The 16,876-nt window shown below is 65.5% G+C and carries 16 protein-coding genes; 6 read left to right on the top strand and 10 right to left on the bottom strand.

The window, feature by feature from the left end; genetic code table 11:
• Positions 1–30: 30 nt before the first annotated feature.
• On the bottom strand, positions 31–1,425 hold the full coding sequence (locus UP10_RS09400) for a TAXI family TRAP transporter solute-binding subunit (protein ID WP_044587231.1): 1,395 nt from the start codon (positions 1,423–1,425) through the stop codon (positions 31–33).
• Positions 1,426–1,563: 138 nt separating this feature from the next.
• Here UP10_RS09400 and UP10_RS09405 point away from each other — a divergent pair, with 138 nt between their 5' ends.
• The 3 genes from UP10_RS09405 (at position 1,564) to UP10_RS09415 (ending at position 4,127) form a co-directional block, all read left to right on the top strand.
• Positions 1,564–2,619 carry a glycosyltransferase family 4 protein gene (locus UP10_RS09405; RefSeq protein WP_044587040.1) on the top strand — a complete coding sequence of 352 codons (1,056 nt, stop codon included), beginning with the start codon at positions 1,564–1,566 and terminating at the stop codon, positions 2,617–2,619.
• Between the two features lie 26 nt (positions 2,620–2,645).
• The gene (locus UP10_RS09410) at positions 2,646–3,335 is read left to right on the top strand and encodes a class I SAM-dependent methyltransferase (RefSeq protein ID WP_044587041.1); all 690 of its coding nucleotides are present in this window, start codon (positions 2,646–2,648) and stop codon (positions 3,333–3,335) included.
• Positions 3,336–3,509: 174 nt separating this feature from the next.
• A complete protein-coding gene (locus UP10_RS09415) occupies positions 3,510–4,127 on the top strand; it encodes a hypothetical protein (RefSeq protein ID WP_044587042.1) in 618 nt (205 codons plus the stop codon).
• A 333-nt stretch (positions 4,128–4,460) separates the two neighbouring features.
• Here the strand turns inward: UP10_RS09415 and UP10_RS09420 are convergent, their stop codons facing one another.
• Positions 4,461–6,125, bottom strand: coding sequence for an aminotransferase class III-fold pyridoxal phosphate-dependent enzyme (locus UP10_RS09420; RefSeq protein ID WP_044587043.1), 1,665 nt, complete (start codon positions 6,123–6,125; stop codon positions 4,461–4,463).
• Positions 6,126–6,159: 34 nt separating this feature from the next.
• Here UP10_RS09420 and asd point away from each other — a divergent pair, with 34 nt between their 5' ends.
• Both asd and UP10_RS42525 read left to right on the top strand, forming a co-directional pair.
• Complete coding sequence (gene asd, locus UP10_RS09425) at positions 6,160–7,029, top strand: archaetidylserine decarboxylase (protein ID WP_044587044.1); 870 nt, start codon at positions 6,160–6,162, stop codon at positions 7,027–7,029.
• An 81-nt stretch (positions 7,030–7,110) separates the two neighbouring features.
• A complete protein-coding gene (locus tag UP10_RS42525; protein WP_063775369.1) occupies positions 7,111–7,872 on the top strand; it encodes an NUDIX hydrolase in 762 nt (253 codons plus the stop codon).
• A 13-nt stretch (positions 7,873–7,885) separates the two neighbouring features.
• Here the strand turns inward: UP10_RS42525 and UP10_RS09435 are convergent, their stop codons facing one another.
• The 8 genes from UP10_RS09435 to UP10_RS42865 all read right to left on the bottom strand — a co-directional run bounded on the left by UP10_RS09435 (position 7,886) and on the right by UP10_RS42865 (position 16,258).
• Positions 7,886–9,370 (bottom strand): FecR domain-containing protein, encoded by a 1,485-nt coding sequence (locus UP10_RS09435; RefSeq protein ID WP_349643959.1) that lies wholly within the window; start codon positions 9,368–9,370, stop codon positions 7,886–7,888.
• Positions 9,371–9,535: 165 nt separating this feature from the next.
• Positions 9,536–9,862 carry a hypothetical protein gene (locus UP10_RS09440; RefSeq protein ID WP_245301717.1) on the bottom strand — a complete coding sequence of 109 codons (327 nt, stop codon included), beginning with the start codon at positions 9,860–9,862 and terminating at the stop codon, positions 9,536–9,538.
• A gap of 160 nt (positions 9,863–10,022) precedes the next feature.
• Complete coding sequence (locus tag UP10_RS09445; protein WP_044587047.1) at positions 10,023–10,637, bottom strand: inner membrane-spanning protein YciB; 615 nt, start codon at positions 10,635–10,637, stop codon at positions 10,023–10,025.
• Positions 10,638–10,698: 61 nt separating this feature from the next.
• Complete coding sequence (locus UP10_RS09450) at positions 10,699–12,588, bottom strand: outer membrane protein assembly factor BamB family protein (RefSeq protein ID WP_050043606.1); 1,890 nt, start codon at positions 12,586–12,588, stop codon at positions 10,699–10,701.
• A 4-nt stretch (positions 12,589–12,592) separates the two neighbouring features.
• Entirely contained in the window at positions 12,593–13,672 is a 1,080-nt protein-coding gene (locus UP10_RS45725; RefSeq protein ID WP_245321698.1) for an alpha/beta hydrolase family protein, read from the bottom strand.
• Positions 13,673–13,764: 92 nt separating this feature from the next.
• Positions 13,765–14,748: a helix-turn-helix domain-containing protein gene (locus UP10_RS09460; RefSeq protein WP_502692173.1), complete on the bottom strand. Its 984-nt coding sequence runs from the start codon at positions 14,746–14,748 to the stop codon at positions 13,765–13,767.
• A 321-nt stretch (positions 14,749–15,069) separates the two neighbouring features.
• Complete coding sequence (locus UP10_RS09465; RefSeq protein WP_044587050.1) at positions 15,070–15,813, bottom strand: DUF2147 domain-containing protein; 744 nt, start codon at positions 15,811–15,813, stop codon at positions 15,070–15,072.
• 127 nt (positions 15,814–15,940) lie between these two features.
• On the bottom strand, positions 15,941–16,258 hold the full coding sequence (locus tag UP10_RS42865; protein ID WP_156179725.1) for a hypothetical protein: 318 nt from the start codon (positions 16,256–16,258) through the stop codon (positions 15,941–15,943).
• Here UP10_RS42865 and UP10_RS42870 point away from each other — a divergent pair.
• Positions 16,251–16,820: a DUF2147 domain-containing protein gene (locus UP10_RS42870; RefSeq protein ID WP_156179726.1), complete on the top strand. Its 570-nt coding sequence runs from the start codon at positions 16,251–16,253 to the stop codon at positions 16,818–16,820. The two genes, UP10_RS42865 and UP10_RS42870, sit on opposite strands and share 8 nt — an antisense overlap.
• Positions 16,821–16,876 lie beyond the last annotated feature (56 nt).

Here is a 16,876-nt window from a genome sequence, read left to right on the forward strand (position 1 = left end):
TTGCTCTCAGTGCAATGGCATGGGCCGGCCTTAGCTGGCCCGCATCCGCGGCACGCCCGGCGTGGCACCGCCGATCGCGGCGCGGCGGTCGGCGATGGCGTGGTGGAATTGCTCGAGCGTCAGGCCGATCACCGAGAGATCGCCTTCCTCGATTGCGCCGTCGTCGTAGCAGTCGAGCGCCTCGCGCAGCAGATCGTCGGCCTGGCCCTGCATCGCCGCCAGCTCTTCGGTGGTCTCGGCGCCGCGCACCTTGGAGATCAACTCGAGCAAATTGTCGCGATGGGTGATGTATTGCTCGCGCTCGTTGCGCTTGAGGTAATGGCGCAGCCAGGCGCCTGCCGAGCCGACGCCTGACAGCAGCAGGATCCCGCCCCAGATGTAGTCGGAGTATTTCTCCATGAAGGTGCGTTCGGTGCCGTCGATATAGGCGGCGGCGCCAGGGTGCGCCGGTAGCGCTGCATCCTTGTCGGTGTCGGGCTTCTCGATCTTGGTCGCAGCAGGCACGTCGTGGGCGATCTGCGGGCGCACCGTGAAGATTTGCCGGAGCAGCGCGCCGACGGTCCCCTCGCTCAGGGTATGCTGCGCGACGATCACATGATTGACGCCGACGGTCTCGACTTTGTCCTCGGGCCGCGCGGGAGACGACGAGAAGATGCTGCCCGCGATCTCCTCGGACTCGTAGAGCGGATGCTTCTGCGCGATCGCTTCCGAAACGTCGATCGGCAGGAATTTCGGTTCGCCGCGCGCGGCCGCCGTTGCCGCGATCGCATCTGACGTGATCTTGCTGTCGAGCGGCCCGACCGTCATGTAGGCGTCGAGCGAGGGGTCGCGCGCCAGATCGGCGATCTGGTTGACGGCGAACTGGCTCACCGCAACCTTGTCCGGATTGACGCCGGACTCGGTGAGGATCACACGCAACAGCGTGACGTTGGCGTCGGTGCGGCCGATCACGCCGACCTTGTGGCCGGCGAGATCGTCGATGCTCTTGACCTTCGAAATCGCGGACCGCTTTGCGCCCTTCGCCGGTGCGCCCGACGGCGCCCACAGCACGACGACATTCTTGCGCAGGATCGCAACCGACTCGGCGCTGGCCGGCACATTGAGATCGCCGCGCGCGACCGCGAGGTCGACCTTGCCGGCGGTGAACAGGGCGATGCTCTCGGCGGCGCCCAGGGTCGTGGTCGGCCGCAGCCGAACCGTGCTGCCGTTGTGCGCAAAGGCCTGCGTGAACGCCTGCACCAGTTTCAGGTCGTCGCTGCCAGGCGGCCCGACCGCAATCCGCAACGTCACCGGACGCATCGCGTAATAGAGCGTGCTGCCGAGGATGCCGAACACGAAGATGCCCGCCGCAAGGATCAGCAGCGACGAGTTTCTTCGCCTGAGCCTGCGGCGCGCGGCGCCGGGATTTTCGCTCTGCTCTGACATCTTACTGTCACGATACACCAAAAAGCGGCGGAACGCCCCGAAAAACAACCTTACATTTCGATGACGTCATACGTTTGAAACATCCATGTCAGAACGTCGTGGGAGCAGAATCAAAATTAACGATTTGGATCTCCTGCAATGCGCATACTGGTTGCGACCGATGCCTGGCATCCGCAAGTCAACGGCGTGGTGAGGACGCTGACCTCGCTGGCGCGCAGCGCCGCTGGGCTCGGCGCCGACATCGAATTCCTCACGCCCGACGGCTTTCGCTCGGTCGGGGTGCCGACCTATCCGGGCTTGCGCGTCGCGCTGCCGAACCGCCGCGAGATCGCGCGCCGGATCGAAGAGGCTGCGCCGGACGCGATCCACATCGCGACCGAAGGTCCGATCGGCTGGTCGGTGCGCGGCTATTGCCGCCGCAACAAGCTGGCCTTCACGACATCCTACACCACGCGGTTTCCGGAATATGTCTCGGTCCGCACCGGGATTCCGGACAGCGTGGGTTACGCCGTTCTGCGCCACTTCCACACCGCGGCGTCGATGACGATGGTTGCGACCGACTCGCTGCGGCAGGAGCTCACCGAGCGCGGCTTCCGCAAGCTCGGCTTCTGGACCCGCGGCGTCGACACCCAGCTGTTCCATCCGGACCAGCCGGCCGGGCTTGATTTGCCGCGGCCGATCTTCATGACCATGGGCCGCGTCGCGGTGGAGAAGAACCTCGACGCGTTCCTGTCGCTCGACCTGCCGGGTTCCAAGGTCGTGGTCGGCGACGGGCCGCAGAGGGCGGCGCTCGCGCTGAAATATCCCGACGCAATCTTCCTCGGCGAGAAGAAGGGGCAGGACCTGACCTCGCATCTCGCCGCCGCCGACGTCTTCGTGTTCCCGAGTCTCACCGACACGTTCGGCGTCGTGCAGCTCGAGGCGCTGGCTTGCGGCACGCCGGTGGCGGCGTTCCCGGTGACCGGCCCGAAGGACGTGATCGCGGATCATCCGATCGGCGCCATCGACAACGATTTGCGCAGCGCCTGCCTGCGCGCGCTGACGATGTCGCGCGCGACCTGCCGCAGTTTCGCGCTCGAGCGTTCCTGGGAAAACAGTGCGCGTCAGTTCATCGGCAATCTGGCCACGTTGCAGCCGAGCCGCGCCCCGCGGCCCGCCCGCCGCGTCGCCGGCCGGACTGCTGTTCCGAATTAAGACCTCAACCGAACGAGAGACCATCTATGGCAAATATCATCAAACTCGACGCCAACCGTCCCCTGGACTTCGACCGCGAGACGGTCGAGCAGGCCTATGACCGCTGGGCGCCGATTTACGACCTGGTGTTCGGAGGCGTGTTCAGCAAGGGCCGGCAGGCCGCGATCCAGGCCACCAACAAGATCGGCGGCCGCGTGCTCGAGGTCGGCGTCGGCACCGGCATCTCGCTGCCGCTTTACAGCCAGAACGTCCGCATCTTCGGCACCGACATTTCGGAAGCGATGCTGGACAAGGCCAAGAAGCGGGTCGCTGAATACAACCTGAAGAACGTCGAGGGGCTCGCGGTAATGGACGCCGAGAAGCTCGAATTCCCCGACAATTCGTTCGACGTGGTGATGGCGCAGTATGTCGTGACAGCGGTGCCGAACCCGGAAGTGGCGCTCGATGAGTTCGCCCGCGTGGTGCGTCCGGGTGGCGAGCTGATCATCCTGACCCGTGTCAGCGCCGACGCCGGCATGCGCCGCTTCATCGAGCAGAAGCTGCAGCCGGTGGTGCGTCCGCTCGGCTTCCGTACCGCCGAGTTCGCCTGGTCGCGCTACACCAAATGGCTGGCCGGCACCAACGGCATGGAGCTCGCCGAGCGCCGCCTGATCCCGCCACTCGGCCACTTCTCGCTGGTCCGTTTCCGCAAGGTGGACGTGGCCAAGGCGGCCTGAGGTTCGCGGCGGCTCTCACCCCGCGGGGGGCTTGCTTCACGCAAGCGCCTCGCGATGAGGCCGCACCCGTTGCGTCAAGGCGTCGCTGCACATCGTTATATGTCATTATGATGATGTCACACGCCGTACATCGAATCCCTGTAAACCAAGTTCCGAAAGATGTTGGGGGAACCAATGATCAAGAATTTCCTGCAAGAACTGCGTACCCAGCGTTGGGATGACCACCGCTTCTATCATCACAGCCGGATCAACCAGAGCCTGCACTTCGTCAGCGCGCTGAGTTTCCTGTTCGCCTATGTGATGCTGTTCTTCGATCCGGTGGTGTCGGCGCTGGTCGGCTGGCTGGTCTCGATGACGTCGCGCCAGGCCGGTCACTTCTTCTTCGAGCCGAAGGGCTACGACCACGTCAACCACGCGACCCACGAGCACAAGGAAGACATCAAGGTCGGCTACAATCTGCAGCGCAAGGTCGTGCTGATGGCGATCTGGGCGCTTTCGCCGATGGTGCTGTATTTCGATCCGACCCTGTTCGGCCTGTTCAAGCCGTGGGTGAGTATGACGGACTTCGCCCGTCAGGTGGCCAAGATCTGGCTCGCGGTCGGCGTCGGCGGCTTGCTGTTCCGCACTATCCACTTGTTCTTCATCCGCGACATCGAGACCGGCCTGGTCTGGATGACCAAGATCATCACCGACCCCTTCCACGACCTGAAGCTCTATCACAAGGCGCCGCTTTTCCTGATGAAGGGCGAGCTGATCGATCCGGGCCTCGAGAAGCACGTCAAGCACGCCTGATCGTTGAACCCAACGTCTTCGAATTGCGTCATGCCCGGGCTAGTCCCGGGCATCACCGTCTTAGGGCTTCACAAGGATAGCTTCGGTTTGAATCTCTTCGCCAGCGCGCACGCTTCACCTCGCCCCGCGTGCGGGGAGAGGCATAGGCCGCCTTTGGCGGCCGTTTCAAAGGACGCCGAAGCAAAGCTTCGGCTATGTCGCATCGTCAGATGCGATCCGGGTGAGGGGGGCTCACCGCGAGTCCGTCTGTCACCGATGTTGTGGAGACAGCCCCTCACCCCAACCCTCTCCCCGCAAGGGCGGGGCGAGGGGGCGAGACAGCGGTGCGAGCTTCTAGCGCTTGAACTTCACCGCGAGCATCTCCTTCAGGATCTGCCGCTTGATGTTCTTGTTGGTGAGGCCTTCCTGGTGCCACCACCAGCCGTCGCGCTTCATTTTGTCGCAAGCTGTGACGAAGCGGTCGGCAACCTCGGTGAAGTCGGCGTCGGTGTAGTTGAGGCTGAAGATCAGCCGGCCGGTGCCGACCCAGCTCAGCGCCAGGCCCTCGGCCCGCAGGTAATATTGCAGCATCCAGTTGTAGCGGGACGGCTCGGTGTAACCGACGGTCCAGATCGACGAGATGTTGCCGACGCGCACCGGAAGCCCCTCGGCGGCGAGGCGGTCGTTCAGCGTGGTGGCGCGGCCGTTCCAGGTCTCGTCGAGGCCGTTATAGATCGAGCGGAAGTTCGGGCTGGCGAGCCGGCTCAAAAACTCGTCCATCGCCGTCATCACATAGGGATGCGAGTTGAAGGTGCCGCGGGCAAAGCAGACGTCGGCGGGGCGGTCGTCGCGGAAGCGCCGCATCAGATCCTTGCGGCCGCAGACCGCGCCGACGGGAAGGCCGCCGGCGAGGCTCTTGCCATAGGTCACCATGTCGGCCTTGACGCCAAAATATTCCTGGGCGCCGCCGGCGGCGAGGCGGAAGCCGACGAACACCTCGTCGAAGATCAAGACGATGCCGCGCTCGGTGCAGACCTCGCGCAGCTTCGCCAGCCATTCGGTGTAGGCGGCGCGGTCGTATCGCGAGGAGCGCGAAGAGTCGACCAGGGCGGAATCGCCCGGCGCGTTGGAATTCGGATGCAGCGCCTGCAGCGGGTTGACCAGCACGCAGGCGATGTCCTTGCGGGTTCGCAGCACGTGCAGCGTCTTGTCCGACATGTCGGCCAGCGTGTAGGTCTCGTGCGGCGAGACTGGATTGCCGACGCCGGGCTGCACCTCGCCCCACCAGCCGTGATAGGAGCCGGCGAACCGAACCAGATGCGTTCGCTTGGTGTGGTAGCGCGCCAGCCGCACCGCCTGCATGACCGCTTCGGTGCCGGACATGTGGAACGAGACTTCGTCGAGGCCGGAGATGTCGCAGAGCCGCTTGACGTTGTCGGCAATCACAGGGTGGTAGGGGCCGAGCACGGGGCCGAGCGCCTGCGCGCGCTTCTCGCCCTCGGCAATGCACTCCTTGTAGAAGTCGTTGCCGAAGATGTTGACGCCATAGGAGCCGGTCAGGTCGTAGAACACATTGCCGTCCGGGTCGGTGACGGTGACGCCGTTCGAGGCCTGCACGAAGGCCGAGGTGTTCAGGTGTTCGCGCACCAGGCGGCTGTACTGGAACGGCACGCGGTAGGTTTCGGTGAACTGCAGGTCCGAGATGCGGTCCGAGACCTCGGCGGTGAGCGCGCGGCCCTTGGGGTATCGGTCTTGGTAGATGCCGGCGAGACGGAAGAAGCCGTCCTGGCGCTGCATTGCGACCTCGGACGGCGCACCGTCGGAGCGGAAGAAATCGTCGATGTCGAATTCGTAGTGCGGCACCAGGCGCGCCACCATCTTGGACATCTTGGAATGTCCGGTCAGCGAGCGGTGCTTGGCGCGCGACAGGGCAAGCCGTGCCTTGACTTTGGGGAAGGCTGCGGCGGCGCCGGCAAGCGCGGCGGCGGACAGCGAGAGAATCGGAAGGGATGAATCCATGACAGAAGCGCTAGCGTCACCATCTAACAAATTCATGACAGCGAAGGGCCTGATCGCGGCGTTCACCCAGCAGGAAGACCTCAATTTCCTGTTGACCAACCGGATTCCGCGGGCGGCGGTGACCCGGTTCATGGGCTGGTTCTCCAAGATCGAGAACCCCCTGGTGCGCGACGCCTCGATCGCCTGCTGGCGGCTATTCTCCGACCTCGACCTGTCGGAGGCGAAAAAGACCGAGTTCAGGAGCCTGCACGACTGCTTTACCCGCGAGCTGAAGCCCGGCCTGCGTCCGGTCGCAGCCGATCCTGCCATCATCGCCAGCCCCTCGGACGCGATCGTCGGCGCGCATGGGCGGATCGAGGACGGGCAGTTGTTCCAGGTCAAGGGCGCGCCCTATTCGCTGCTCGATCTGCTCGGCGATCCTGATCTGGTCGAGCAGCACAAAAACGGCCGCTTCGTCACGCTGCGGCTGACCTCGAGCATGTACCACCGCTTCCACGCGCCCGCGGACCTTGCGATCGACAAGGTCACGTTTATTCATGGTGACGTCTGGAACGTCAATCCGATCGCGCTGAAGCGGGTCGAGCGTCTCTTTTGCAAGAACGAACGCGCGGTGCTGCGCGCGAAACTTGCGACCGGCGAGGCGCTGACGCTGGTTCCGGTCGCCGCCATCCTGGTGGCGAGCCTCCGCCTGCATTTCCTCGACATCACGTTGAATGCGCAGACGCGGGGCCCGGTCGATCTTCCCTGCGACGCGCAGGTGAAGAAGGGCGACGAACTCGGCTGGTTCGAGCACGGCTCGACCATCATCGTGCTAGCGCCCGGCAATTTCGAATTCTGCGACATGATCGCGGAGGGAACGCGGATCAAATGCGGTGAGCCGCTGCTGCGAAAACCTCTGGTCTGATCTCGATTTTTCTGTCGCGTGTCTTTATATCGGCGCGATCGTCCGAGAAGATTGTAAGATCGCAAACACTTAGGACACGAGATGGCACGGACGCCTGTTCTGGCGGCGGGAGGCATTGTGCTGCGGCGAGACGCGCCGCCGCGCTTTGCGGTCGTGCGCCTGCGCAAGCGCAATGAATGGGTGCTGCCGAAGGGCAAGCTCGATGACGGCGAGACGCCGCGCGATGCCGCCGAGCGCGAGGTACTCGAGGAAACCGGCCACGACGTGGATGTGCACGAGTTCATCGGCACGCTGGTCTACGAGTCCGGCGGTCGCTCCAAGGTGGTGCATTATTGGCGGATGGATGCCGGCGACAGGCCGGTGCGCGAGCTGATGAACGACATCCGGGCGGTCGACTGGCTGCCGCTCAAGGACGCGCTCGACCGCCTGTCGCGCGGCTATGAGCGCGCCTTCCTGGAAAATGTCGGCCCGATCGCGCTGCAGGCCGCGGCGCGTGACGAGAGCGTGCGGCGTGCCCGCGCGCGGGCCGCAGCGGCGGAGAAGCGCCGCGGCCGCGGTCCCGTGGTGCCACCGGCCGTTGGGGAGACGCCCGTGGTCGAGGAAGCGCCTCCGGTCGAGGAGATGCCCGCGGCGCTGACCGAGCCGGACGCGCCGGCGATGGTGCCGGACGACGTGGTCGAGGCAGGCGAAATCATCGAGGCGGAGCAGGCTATCGACGCGGTCGCGCCTGCAGAGCCGCCATCATTCGCACCTGCCGTCGAGCCGGTCGCGATCGCCCCGGCGAACGCTGTGCGTCGAAACCTCATTCAGCGGGTCCGGGACTGGCTGGGCCGCGCGGTCTGAGCCGGACTTTCTCTTATTTGCGCTTCTTTGGCGGAGGCTTTGCAGCCTTCGGTGCAGGTGGGCGCCGTTGCTGCACGCCGGGTCGTGGCACGGCCGGTCCTTGCACGCCAGGCCGTGGTGCGCCGGGTGTAGCCTGCTGAATGCCTGATGGTTGCGGCTGGCCTTGCGGGCGAACCGATGGTGGCAGCGCGCCGTTTTGCTGCGGAGCACCGGGCTGCCGCACACCGCCCGGCGGCTGCGTGCCTGCCGGCGCGCGCGGGCTTCCCGGCTGTACACCGCTCGGCTGTGTTGCACTGCCCTGCCGAGCAGGTTCTTGCCGAGCAGGTTGCTGTCCCGCCGGCTGTTGTCCCGCCGGAGGCTGCGCGCCCGGAGTGCGCGGCAGCGCCGTGCCGCCGGGCTGGCCGGGCAGGCTGTGCTGTGCGGCGCCTTGTGGCTGCGTGCCCGGCTGCTGCTGCGAGCCCTGCCGGCCGGGCGTGCCCGGTTGCTGCGGCTGGCCGGGACGGTTCGGCTGACCCGGTTGTTGTGGCGCGTTGCGGTTCTGGCCCGGCAATCCGTTCTGACGCTGCTGAGACGGCTGCGCCGGCTGGCCGCGGTTCGGATAGGGCGCGGCCGGATTGGCGCGACGGAAGTCCGGATTGGCGCGGCGGAAGTCGCGCTGTTCGCTGACGACCTGCCGTCCCACTGTCTGCGCGCTGTGCACCGCGCGCACAAAGCCCTGGTCGCGCGCCATCTGCTGCGGCGAGATCGTCAGCGGCACCGCGGCGAAGCGGGCGCCGCCGGTGCCGGGGCGTATGGCAAAACCGCTCGCGCCGCGCGTCAGCACGCCAAGCGAGGCGCCGCTGCGGTCGGCGACCTCGATGCGGCCGACGTGTCCGTCGGGGTCGGGATACAATTTGATGCCGATATTGTCGCTGGTCGCGGTCGCGCCTTCCGGCACCTCCACGAGGCCCGTGGTGCCGCGGATGCCGAGCGTTGCCGTCGGCGTCGAGATCTTCATGTTGCCGGTCTTGGCGACGGCGGCGGCGACGAAGGCCGCCGTGCCCTTGGCGACGTTGAACAGCGCGTTGTTCTGCTGGCCGCCGTCTTCATAGACATAGCTGTCGATGGTGATCTTGGCGTTGGCCCGCAGGTTGAAGGTGGTGGCATCGTTGAAGGTGATGCCGAGCGACGACGTCGCCGCGGTCGCGACCTCGTCATTGGCATAGATGTCGTCGCGGATTTGCAGCGGCGTCGTGATTTTGTTGCGGGTGACCGTGGCGGTGCCGGTCAACGTTGCGACGTTGCCGATCGGCTCGGGCGTCGCGGCCGCCGCTGGCGGAGTCGCGGGTGCAGGTGTCGCCGGCGTCGCGCTTGGTGCCGGGGTGGTGGACGAAGGTGCCTGTGCAGATGGCTGCGCTTGCGCCAGTTGAATCACTTCGGGCGCCGCGACGGCTTGCGCCTGCCAGCCCATGATGAAGCCGGCACCAAGCAGAAGCGCGAAAGACAGCCTGCGCCGCATCACCATCGATTCCCGGGAAGCCCCTGACGGAACGGCAATTGAGCCGTGTCAGGCTGAATGCCGTATGAACGGCATTGCCTTGTTGTCATGGCAGGCCGTGACGATCAAGCACCGCGTTCCCGGCCAGGGCAACGCGGTACTTATTCGATCCGTCGCAGGAATTGCTCAGCCGCGCTTGTGCGGGGCGATGTTGAGCGGCTTCGCGGGCTTGCCCGCGGGGGAATAATTCGCGGGCTGCGCGGCCGCTGCCGGCGGCTCGTAGCGGAACACGGCCTTGCAGCCGTCGCTGAGCAGCGCACGCTGGCGGACCATGCAGGCGGTGACGCGATCGACGTCGGGAATCTCGGCGCTGCACAGCCGCATCGCATCGCCCGTGCACATCTGCTGCTGCTCCTCCGTGTAGGCATAGGACGCCGAGGTCAGCAGACCGAGCGTGAAGGCGGTTGCGGCGAGCAATTTGCCGTGACGAAGCGCAGACGCGGTGAAAGCCATAATATCCCCCTTGGTCATCGCGCCAGAGCGGCGCGCTGTCGGACGGGATCACTAGGGAGGTTTCGTTTCCGCAATTCTTCGTCGGGAGGGGAAAACGGTTTCGTCGCACGCTGCTTTGTTTCATTAACCACGCACCGGCCGCGTGCGCGAAGCCCGCCCGTCATGGCGACGCGGTGGCGGCGCGACCGTCGAGGGCCAGCACGGCGTCCCGTTCGGCGGCCGGCATGGCGTAGATGCGCCGCCGCGCGATCATGCGCATGGCGGCATATCCGCCGAGGAACACCACCACCTTGCTGACGATGCCGTAGATCGGCATCACCACGGCCCATGTCGCGATGTCGCTCGTCAACGCGACGAACGCATTCACTGCGGCGGAGACGAACATCAGCCCCGCCCAGGCGTAGCCGACCACGACGGCGACGTCGGGGATGACCGTCTTTGCGATCTCGGGCAGATAGCGATTGAGCCAGCCGGGCTTGAGCATCACGACGCCGACGATCGCGTAGATCACGCTCGGCTTGATCAGCACAAAGCGGGGATCATGGGTGAGCAGCGTCGCGGTGCCCGCAGTGACGACCAGGAACAGGCTCAGCCACTCCATGGTCTCGATCCGCTTTCGGCGGACGAACTGGAGCCCGATCTGCGCGACGCCGAAGGCGATGCCGAGGCCGACCGAAAGCGCCGTATTGTGCGTCAGCAGGAACAGGACGAGAAAGACAAAGGTCGACGCCAGGTCGAGCAGCAGCAGCTTGGCCGCGTTGAGGAAGTTTTTCATGGGCCGTTGGACTCCGTTCTGCTGGCCGCGTGACACGCATGCCACGCGCGCGATGCTTGGATCATTTGCCGTCGACCGAAAACGCGATCAGCAAATTTCCTTCCCTGCCTTTGAGGTCATAGATGTTGGCGGTCGAGCGTCCGGCATAGCCGGAATGAACATAGACCATGCCGTTCACGATTGTCGGTCCCGCGCCATCCATCACGCCGCCATAGGCCGGCTTGCCGAGCACGTCGTTGATGGGGTCGGCGGCCGTGTTGAAGTCCCAGATGACATTGCCGTCCGCCGCGGCATAAGCGCGAAAGTGCCCGTCCATCGAGGCGGCGAACACCACACCGGGGATCGCGGTGATTGCCATCGAGATGGCGCCCGAACAGAAGATGTTGGTCCATCGGCACGCGGTTCGGGGCGCAGGAATGTTCCACAGGATTGTGCCGTCGGCGATGCGGATCGCGGTCAGCCCGGGCTTGGGATCGCGAAAATTCACCACGTCGGAAATGCCGACATAGACATTGTCCCCGTCCGCCGCCGAGCCGAACTCCACGCCGCCGAGCGAGCTGCCGCTGCTCAAACGATGGCGCCAGATGATCCTGCCGTCGGCGTCGGGATCGAGCGCGTAGACGTCGCCCGACTTCTGGCCGGCGATCAGCATCTGCTTGCCGTCCTTGAGCGTATGCAGGATCACGGAGTCGCCCAGCGCAAAATCCGGTCCGACGGGATGCGGGCAGTTGGCGGCGGCGGGGCAGCCGATGATGTAATTGTCGTCCTTCAGGAGCTGGTTCTTCCACCTGACAGCACCGGTCTTGATATCCATCGCGATCACGGCATCGGCGCCGTCATGGAAGGCGTCGGTATGCGAGTTGGAGGTCGCGACATAGATCAGGCCGCGCGCCGGATCGATCGTCGGTGCGCTCCAGATCGAGCCGCCCGAAGGCCCCCACATCTGCTTGCCCTTGGCGTTCAGCCGATAGGGCTCAGGCTTCTTGTCGGTCGTGTAGGTCTTCCAGAGAATCTCGCCGCTGTTGGCGTCGAGCGCGACCAGCGAGCCGATGAACTTGCAGCAGACATAGTCGTCGTTGCGGGCGAACGCCTCGTTGCCGGTCGAGATCGGCACCAGCAGGACGCCATCATAGAGTGTCGGCGATCCCGTCATCTGCAGTCCGGAACTATCGTCGACCTTGGCGCGCCAGATCGGCTCGCCGGTCTCGGCGTCGATGGCGACCGCGCTCTTGGTCCAGTCCGAGAAGTAGAGGGCGGTGCGGTGGCCCGGCCGGTTCGCGATTCCGCCGATCGAGACGCTCGACCGCGTCGCCGCCAGCGAGTCGAACCGCCAGTAGACGCAGCCCGAGCGCGCATCGAGCGCATAGACCGCCCCTGACATGCTGGTAACATAAAGCCGGTTGCCGATCACGGTGGCCTGGCCGTTCTTCGAGCCAGGATAGTGGAACGCCCATTTGACCTTGAGCCGCGGCACGTCAGTCTTTGTGAAGCCGGGATCAGGCTGATAGCGGGCGTTGTCGGGCCGCGGCGACCAGCCGTTCCATTGCGGGCTGGACAGATCGATTGGCGGCGGCGGTCCCTCGCATTTGGGGCCGTCGAGCGGCAGTTGCGCGGACGAAGGCCCCCAGATCGCGTTCGGGTTGGGATCGCCGGGTTGAGGCGCGGCGGCGCTGAGGTAGAGCGCGATGGCCTTCATCTCGTCCTGCGACAGGCCGGCCGCCATCGGCGCCATGACTTGGCTCATGGCGCTGAGGATGAAGGCGGGCGGATTCCGCGACAGGATCTCGCGCGATGGCGTGCGATCGCTGGCGCGATCATGACAGCCGGCGCAACGCTGTTCGTAGAGCGCCTTGCCCCGCGCGTCGGCGGTAGCCGCAGTGACAGGCAGCACCACGCAGCCGCCCAACGCCAACAGTGTCGACAACCATTTGCTCACGCGCGAGATGCCCATGCGATCAACCCCGCTCCGGATAGTGATCGGTGAAGGCGCCGATGCGGCATTGATAGCCGTCCGGAGGCGGCGTGAGGACGAAATCCTTTGGGCTCGCGCCCTTTGGATGTGACGCCATCGTCTTCAGGGCCCAGGCATTGAAGGCCTGGGTATTGATCTGCGGCCACATGTGTCCGTGGGTCGAGCTGCACGCGACATGAACCACATCAGGCTGGCTCGCAAAGAAGTTGGAGCTCGCCTGGGTCGACGGGCGGTAGTCCGCACACAGGCCGATCGACGGGCCGCAATTCCACAGATCCTTGTCGCCGCCCCAGACCGTGATGACGATCATCGGTCTAAGCCGCGCCGGCAGCGGGTAGGGGCCGACCCGGCCCTGCATGATCTTTGTGGGATTGGCGGCTACGAAATCGCGTGCGTCGTTGAAGGCGAGGCCGGTGCCGTCGGCACGCGTGACATACCATTCGCCCGAGATCGGCATGCCGCCGGCCCAGAAGTTTGAATCGAACAGCAGCGCCCGGTTTGTCATGGTGCCGCCGGAGGAGATGCCGCCGATATAAAAACGCTCAGGATCGAGCTTCCATCTGGTTCCGACACATTGGATCGCCGCTTGGAAGAAGCTGGCGTCGGGACCGGCGTCCTGTTTCCATGGTTCGCCGCTAGCGTTGGCCGCGCGGCCCTCGTTCCATGGCTTCCAATTCCAGCCGTCGGCGCCGGGGCCGTTGCAGCGCGGACCGGCATAGGTCGGATCGCCGTCGGCGCATTGCCGCACCGGCCCGATCACCATGAAACCCTGTTGCGCCATCAGCGCGTTGGCGCCGCTGCGCGGCGCAGTGAGGTTGTCGTTGGTGGATTCGACCGTGCCGGTCAGCGGCACCCATACCGGCGCGGGGGCCATGGCTTCGGCTGGAGGGTAGACCCAGAACGACCGCTTCATCCCCTTGTGGGGAAAATCGACGTTGAGGCCGTCATGGACCTGATAGCCGTCAGGACATTGCCACGTCACCGCGGCCGCGGCCGCAATGGCCACGGAAGGCTGAGCCATAAGGCCCAGCGTCATTGCGGCCAATACTGCAACCCTATTCACCTGCGAGGTCCCGAAGCGGATTCGTTACGGCACACCCTAGGCAGATCGCGCGGCTGCAGGCCTATTGAATTCTGAAATCGAGGAGCGAATTGTCAGTTCATACGGGCGATTTTCGCTTCGCCGTGGATGTTTTGCCCGGTAGCCGCCTTTCGGCGAAATTCTGTCGGCGTCAATCCGGTGTCCGCCTTGAACGCCCGGTTGAACGGCGCGAGCGACTGGAACCCGGCATCCAGGGCAATCGTCAGCACCGGAACCTCGGCCTGGCCGATATCGGCCAGCGCCGCCTTGGCCTCGTCGATGCGATAGCGATTGAGGAAGGCGTTGAAGTTTCGGTGACCGAGGCCGTCGTTGATCAGTGTTCGCAGCCGGTATTCCGGCACTCCGAGCCGGACCGCCAGCACGCCGATGGTCAGCCCTTCCTGTCGGTAGGTCCGTTCGGTTGTCATCAGGTATTCCAGGCGATGGAGCGAGGCGCGGTCCGTTGCCTGCGGGCTAATGCGTACGAACGACCCGGATGTCCGGCCGACTTCGCCGCTTCCGCCGCCCGCGCCAGCCACGGCCGGCTGGCTTTCGGGCGGCTCAAACAGCATCATCCAGATCGACAGCAGCGCGAACGCGCCGAGGCCGCAGGCGACGGTCAGGCTGATCGACCGGTTTGGAATTCCAGCGAGCCCTGCGGAAGCACTGAGCACGATCTGGCTGCTGATGCCGATCAGCAGCGCGACCAGCAGCCGGCCGCGTGCTGTCGTGATCGCCTTGCGCCATCCCTTCGCCGTCTGCGCAATCGCCAGAACGGCGAAGGCGATCGACGCTGCAGCCAGCAGGCGTCCGCACGTCGCTGCAAGGTCGGGCCAACTGGTCCAGCCGTTGAAGGCCACGACGCCGAGGCCGGCCATCAGCACCCAGATGGCCGCATGCCAGGGGCGCAACGCAAAATGCTCGTCGAAGATCATCCGCGCCCACAGCCACAGGATCACGGGAGAGCTCATGCCGAGCGCGACGAACGGTGAACTCCAGCCGAACGACCAGGTGGGGAAAAAGGGCGCAGTCGAAATCGCGTAGGCCGCGCCGGCCAAGCCCATCGCCGCACCCAGGCTCGCGGCACGGTGGACCGTGGTGTAGCGCAGCAGCAGGACCGCGCAAACCACCAGGAACAGCCCAACCACCGCACCGCGGAGGCCAAGATCAAGAGCCGTCAACGCCATCGCAGCCGCTCCGCAGGTTCAATTCAACCTCGACAGTGCGACTCTTATACTGCTTCAGGTGATCCGCATGAAGCGGCGACAGTCAGGACCGGACTGCTTCATTGGGTCGTCAGGGCCGGCATTCACATTCGATGCCCGCTTACCGGCTGTTGTCGGCTGGAAGCCGACACCGGCCGGTCCGGAATTGGCACCTTAGCTGACCCGCTTCCAGGTCTGGCCGCCGCAGAACATGCCGCCGAAGGCGCAACCCTGTACGCGCATCGCGTCGGGGCCCTTCATCGCGATCGTCGAGTCGTAGTTGCGGTCGGAGTCGGGATCGTGGATGCGGCCGCTCCACTTGTTGCCGTCGGGCTTCATGTTGATCAGGATTCGCGCGTTGGTCTTGACGGAATAACCGCAGAGATTGACGCCGCACTGTTCGACACGGACGTTGCCCTTGTTCTCTTCGGTGGCCCAAATGCCGATCGGTCCGGTCGGAGTTGGTGCCGTTGTTGCGGCGACGGGAGCAGGTTGCGGCAGCGGCGCGGGTTGCGCTGCGACAGGGGCAGGTGCGGGCGCGGCCTCAACCAGCGCAGGTGCCGCGGTCGCGACCCTCGCGGCTGGAGCAGAAGGAGGGGGCGGCGCGACATAGGACGCAACCGGTGCGGCCGGTTGCGGCGCTGCAGCCTGAACCGGCGCCGACGCGGCCGGAGGCGGCGGCGCCGACGCAGCATCGTCGTCGTCGTCCCTCTTCGAGCCGAGCCCCTTGAGATTGATGTTGCCGATCGTGCCGTTGTAGCCCGGCGCCGAGATGCGGATGCAGGACAGCGCGTTGCAGTTGCTGGGCGCCTCGACGCGGATGCGCTGGCCGTCGATCTGGACGGTGATGCCGGAGCCGCCGGCATAAGCGGAGGTTGTGGCCATCAGCAGCGCAGCGATTGCAACGAGCCTTTTCATGAGAGCCTCCTTCGGCGTGAACGGCGGGGTGCATTGATCTGCGCGGACGCTACGCGCCGTGGGCGCCGTCTTCTGTGACCCGAGTCACAGGGCCGCGCTCGTCGGACAAATGGGCGCGTGACTCAGCTCACAGCACCGTGAGCGCCTCGCGGCTAGCGTGTTGACCGATACCCGAGGAGGCCTCGATGAAGCGCTTCTGTTTGCTCGCCGCGTTGATACTGTTCAGTCCGTCCGCCCATGCCGGCAATGGCATCTCGTTTTCGATCGGCGGCCATCGGATCCATATCGACTCGGTGCGGTGCCGCTCGCTCTCTTGCGTATCGGTCGATGGCGCATTCAGGCGCGATGATGCTCGCGTGACGAAGCCGACGGCGGCATCTGCAGCGACTGAAGCGATTTCGGCCGTGCCGCCTGCAAGCAATCCGCCGCCGGTCGTCGTGGACAAGCCCACTCCTGTCGCATTGCCGCCGATCGCCGCGCCACCGGCGCCTGCACCTCCGCCGCGCGTGGTCATCGCTCCGCCGCCCGCTGTTGTCGTTCCGCCGCCACCACCACCACCAACTCCACCGCCGTTGGCGCGACCGGCGGAGCCCGCGCGGCCGGTGCCGCAGGTCGTGCGCGTGTCGCGCGAGCCCGAGGACGAACCGGTCGAAGGCCCGATCGGGGACTGGCAGACCGAAGCCAGCAACCTGGTGCGCATCCGCGTCTGCGGCCGTGCGCTGTGCGGCTACGCGGTCGATCGCGAGACGCGCGATTTGGGCGAAGCGGTGTTGATCAACATGAAGCCAAAGCAGGATGCGCAGTGGAGCGGCAACATCTACAGCCATGATAGTGGCAACACTTATTACGGCACGATCGAATTGACTGATCCGGACAGGATGCGGGTCGCAGCCTGCGCGCTCGGCCGCTTCTATTGCACAACGGCCGACTGGACCCGCGTCTCGCGCACACCGCAGCAGCAGCGCGTGATCACGCAGCGGCAGAGCCAGCCCGAGCCGCGGTCCTGACCTGGCAAATGTCCAATTTGTAATCGACCGGGTTCGAACCGGCGGCTCCGTCGCGC

Origin of the sequence: Bradyrhizobium sp. LTSPM299 (assembly GCF_000938235.1) — a bacterium.
Classification (GTDB): domain Bacteria; phylum Pseudomonadota; class Alphaproteobacteria; order Rhizobiales; family Xanthobacteraceae; genus Bradyrhizobium.

Excerpts from the sequence above, each read along its gene's own strand:
- UP10_RS09415 (WP_044587042.1), top strand. The coding sequence starts at position 3,510 with ATGATCAAGAATTTCCTGCAAGAACTGCGTACCCAGCGTTGGGATGAC.
- UP10_RS09440 (WP_245301717.1), bottom strand. The coding sequence starts at position 9,862 with ATGGCTTTCACCGCGTCTGCGCTTCGTCACGGCAAATTGCTCGCCGCA.
- UP10_RS09420 (WP_044587043.1), bottom strand. The coding sequence starts at position 6,125 with ATGGATTCATCCCTTCCGATTCTCTCGCTGTCCGCCGCCGCGCTTGCC.
- UP10_RS09445 (WP_044587047.1), bottom strand. The coding sequence starts at position 10,637 with ATGAAAAACTTCCTCAACGCGGCCAAGCTGCTGCTGCTCGACCTGGCG.
- UP10_RS42525 (WP_063775369.1), top strand. The coding sequence starts at position 7,111 with ATGGCACGGACGCCTGTTCTGGCGGCGGGAGGCATTGTGCTGCGGCGA.
- UP10_RS09450 (WP_050043606.1), bottom strand. The coding sequence starts at position 12,588 with ATGGGCATCTCGCGCGTGAGCAAATGGTTGTCGACACTGTTGGCGTTG.
- UP10_RS09465 (WP_044587050.1), bottom strand. The coding sequence starts at position 15,813 with ATGAAAAGGCTCGTTGCAATCGCTGCGCTGCTGATGGCCACAACCTCC.
- UP10_RS09435 (WP_349643959.1), bottom strand. The coding sequence starts at position 9,370 with ATGCGGCGCAGGCTGTCTTTCGCGCTTCTGCTTGGTGCCGGCTTCATC.
- UP10_RS09410 (WP_044587041.1), top strand. The coding sequence starts at position 2,646 with ATGGCAAATATCATCAAACTCGACGCCAACCGTCCCCTGGACTTCGAC.
- UP10_RS09405 (WP_044587040.1), top strand. The coding sequence starts at position 1,564 with ATGCGCATACTGGTTGCGACCGATGCCTGGCATCCGCAAGTCAACGGC.
- asd (WP_044587044.1), top strand. The coding sequence starts at position 6,160 with ATGACAGCGAAGGGCCTGATCGCGGCGTTCACCCAGCAGGAAGACCTC.
- UP10_RS09400 (WP_044587231.1), bottom strand. The coding sequence starts at position 1,425 with ATGTCAGAGCAGAGCGAAAATCCCGGCGCCGCGCGCCGCAGGCTCAGG.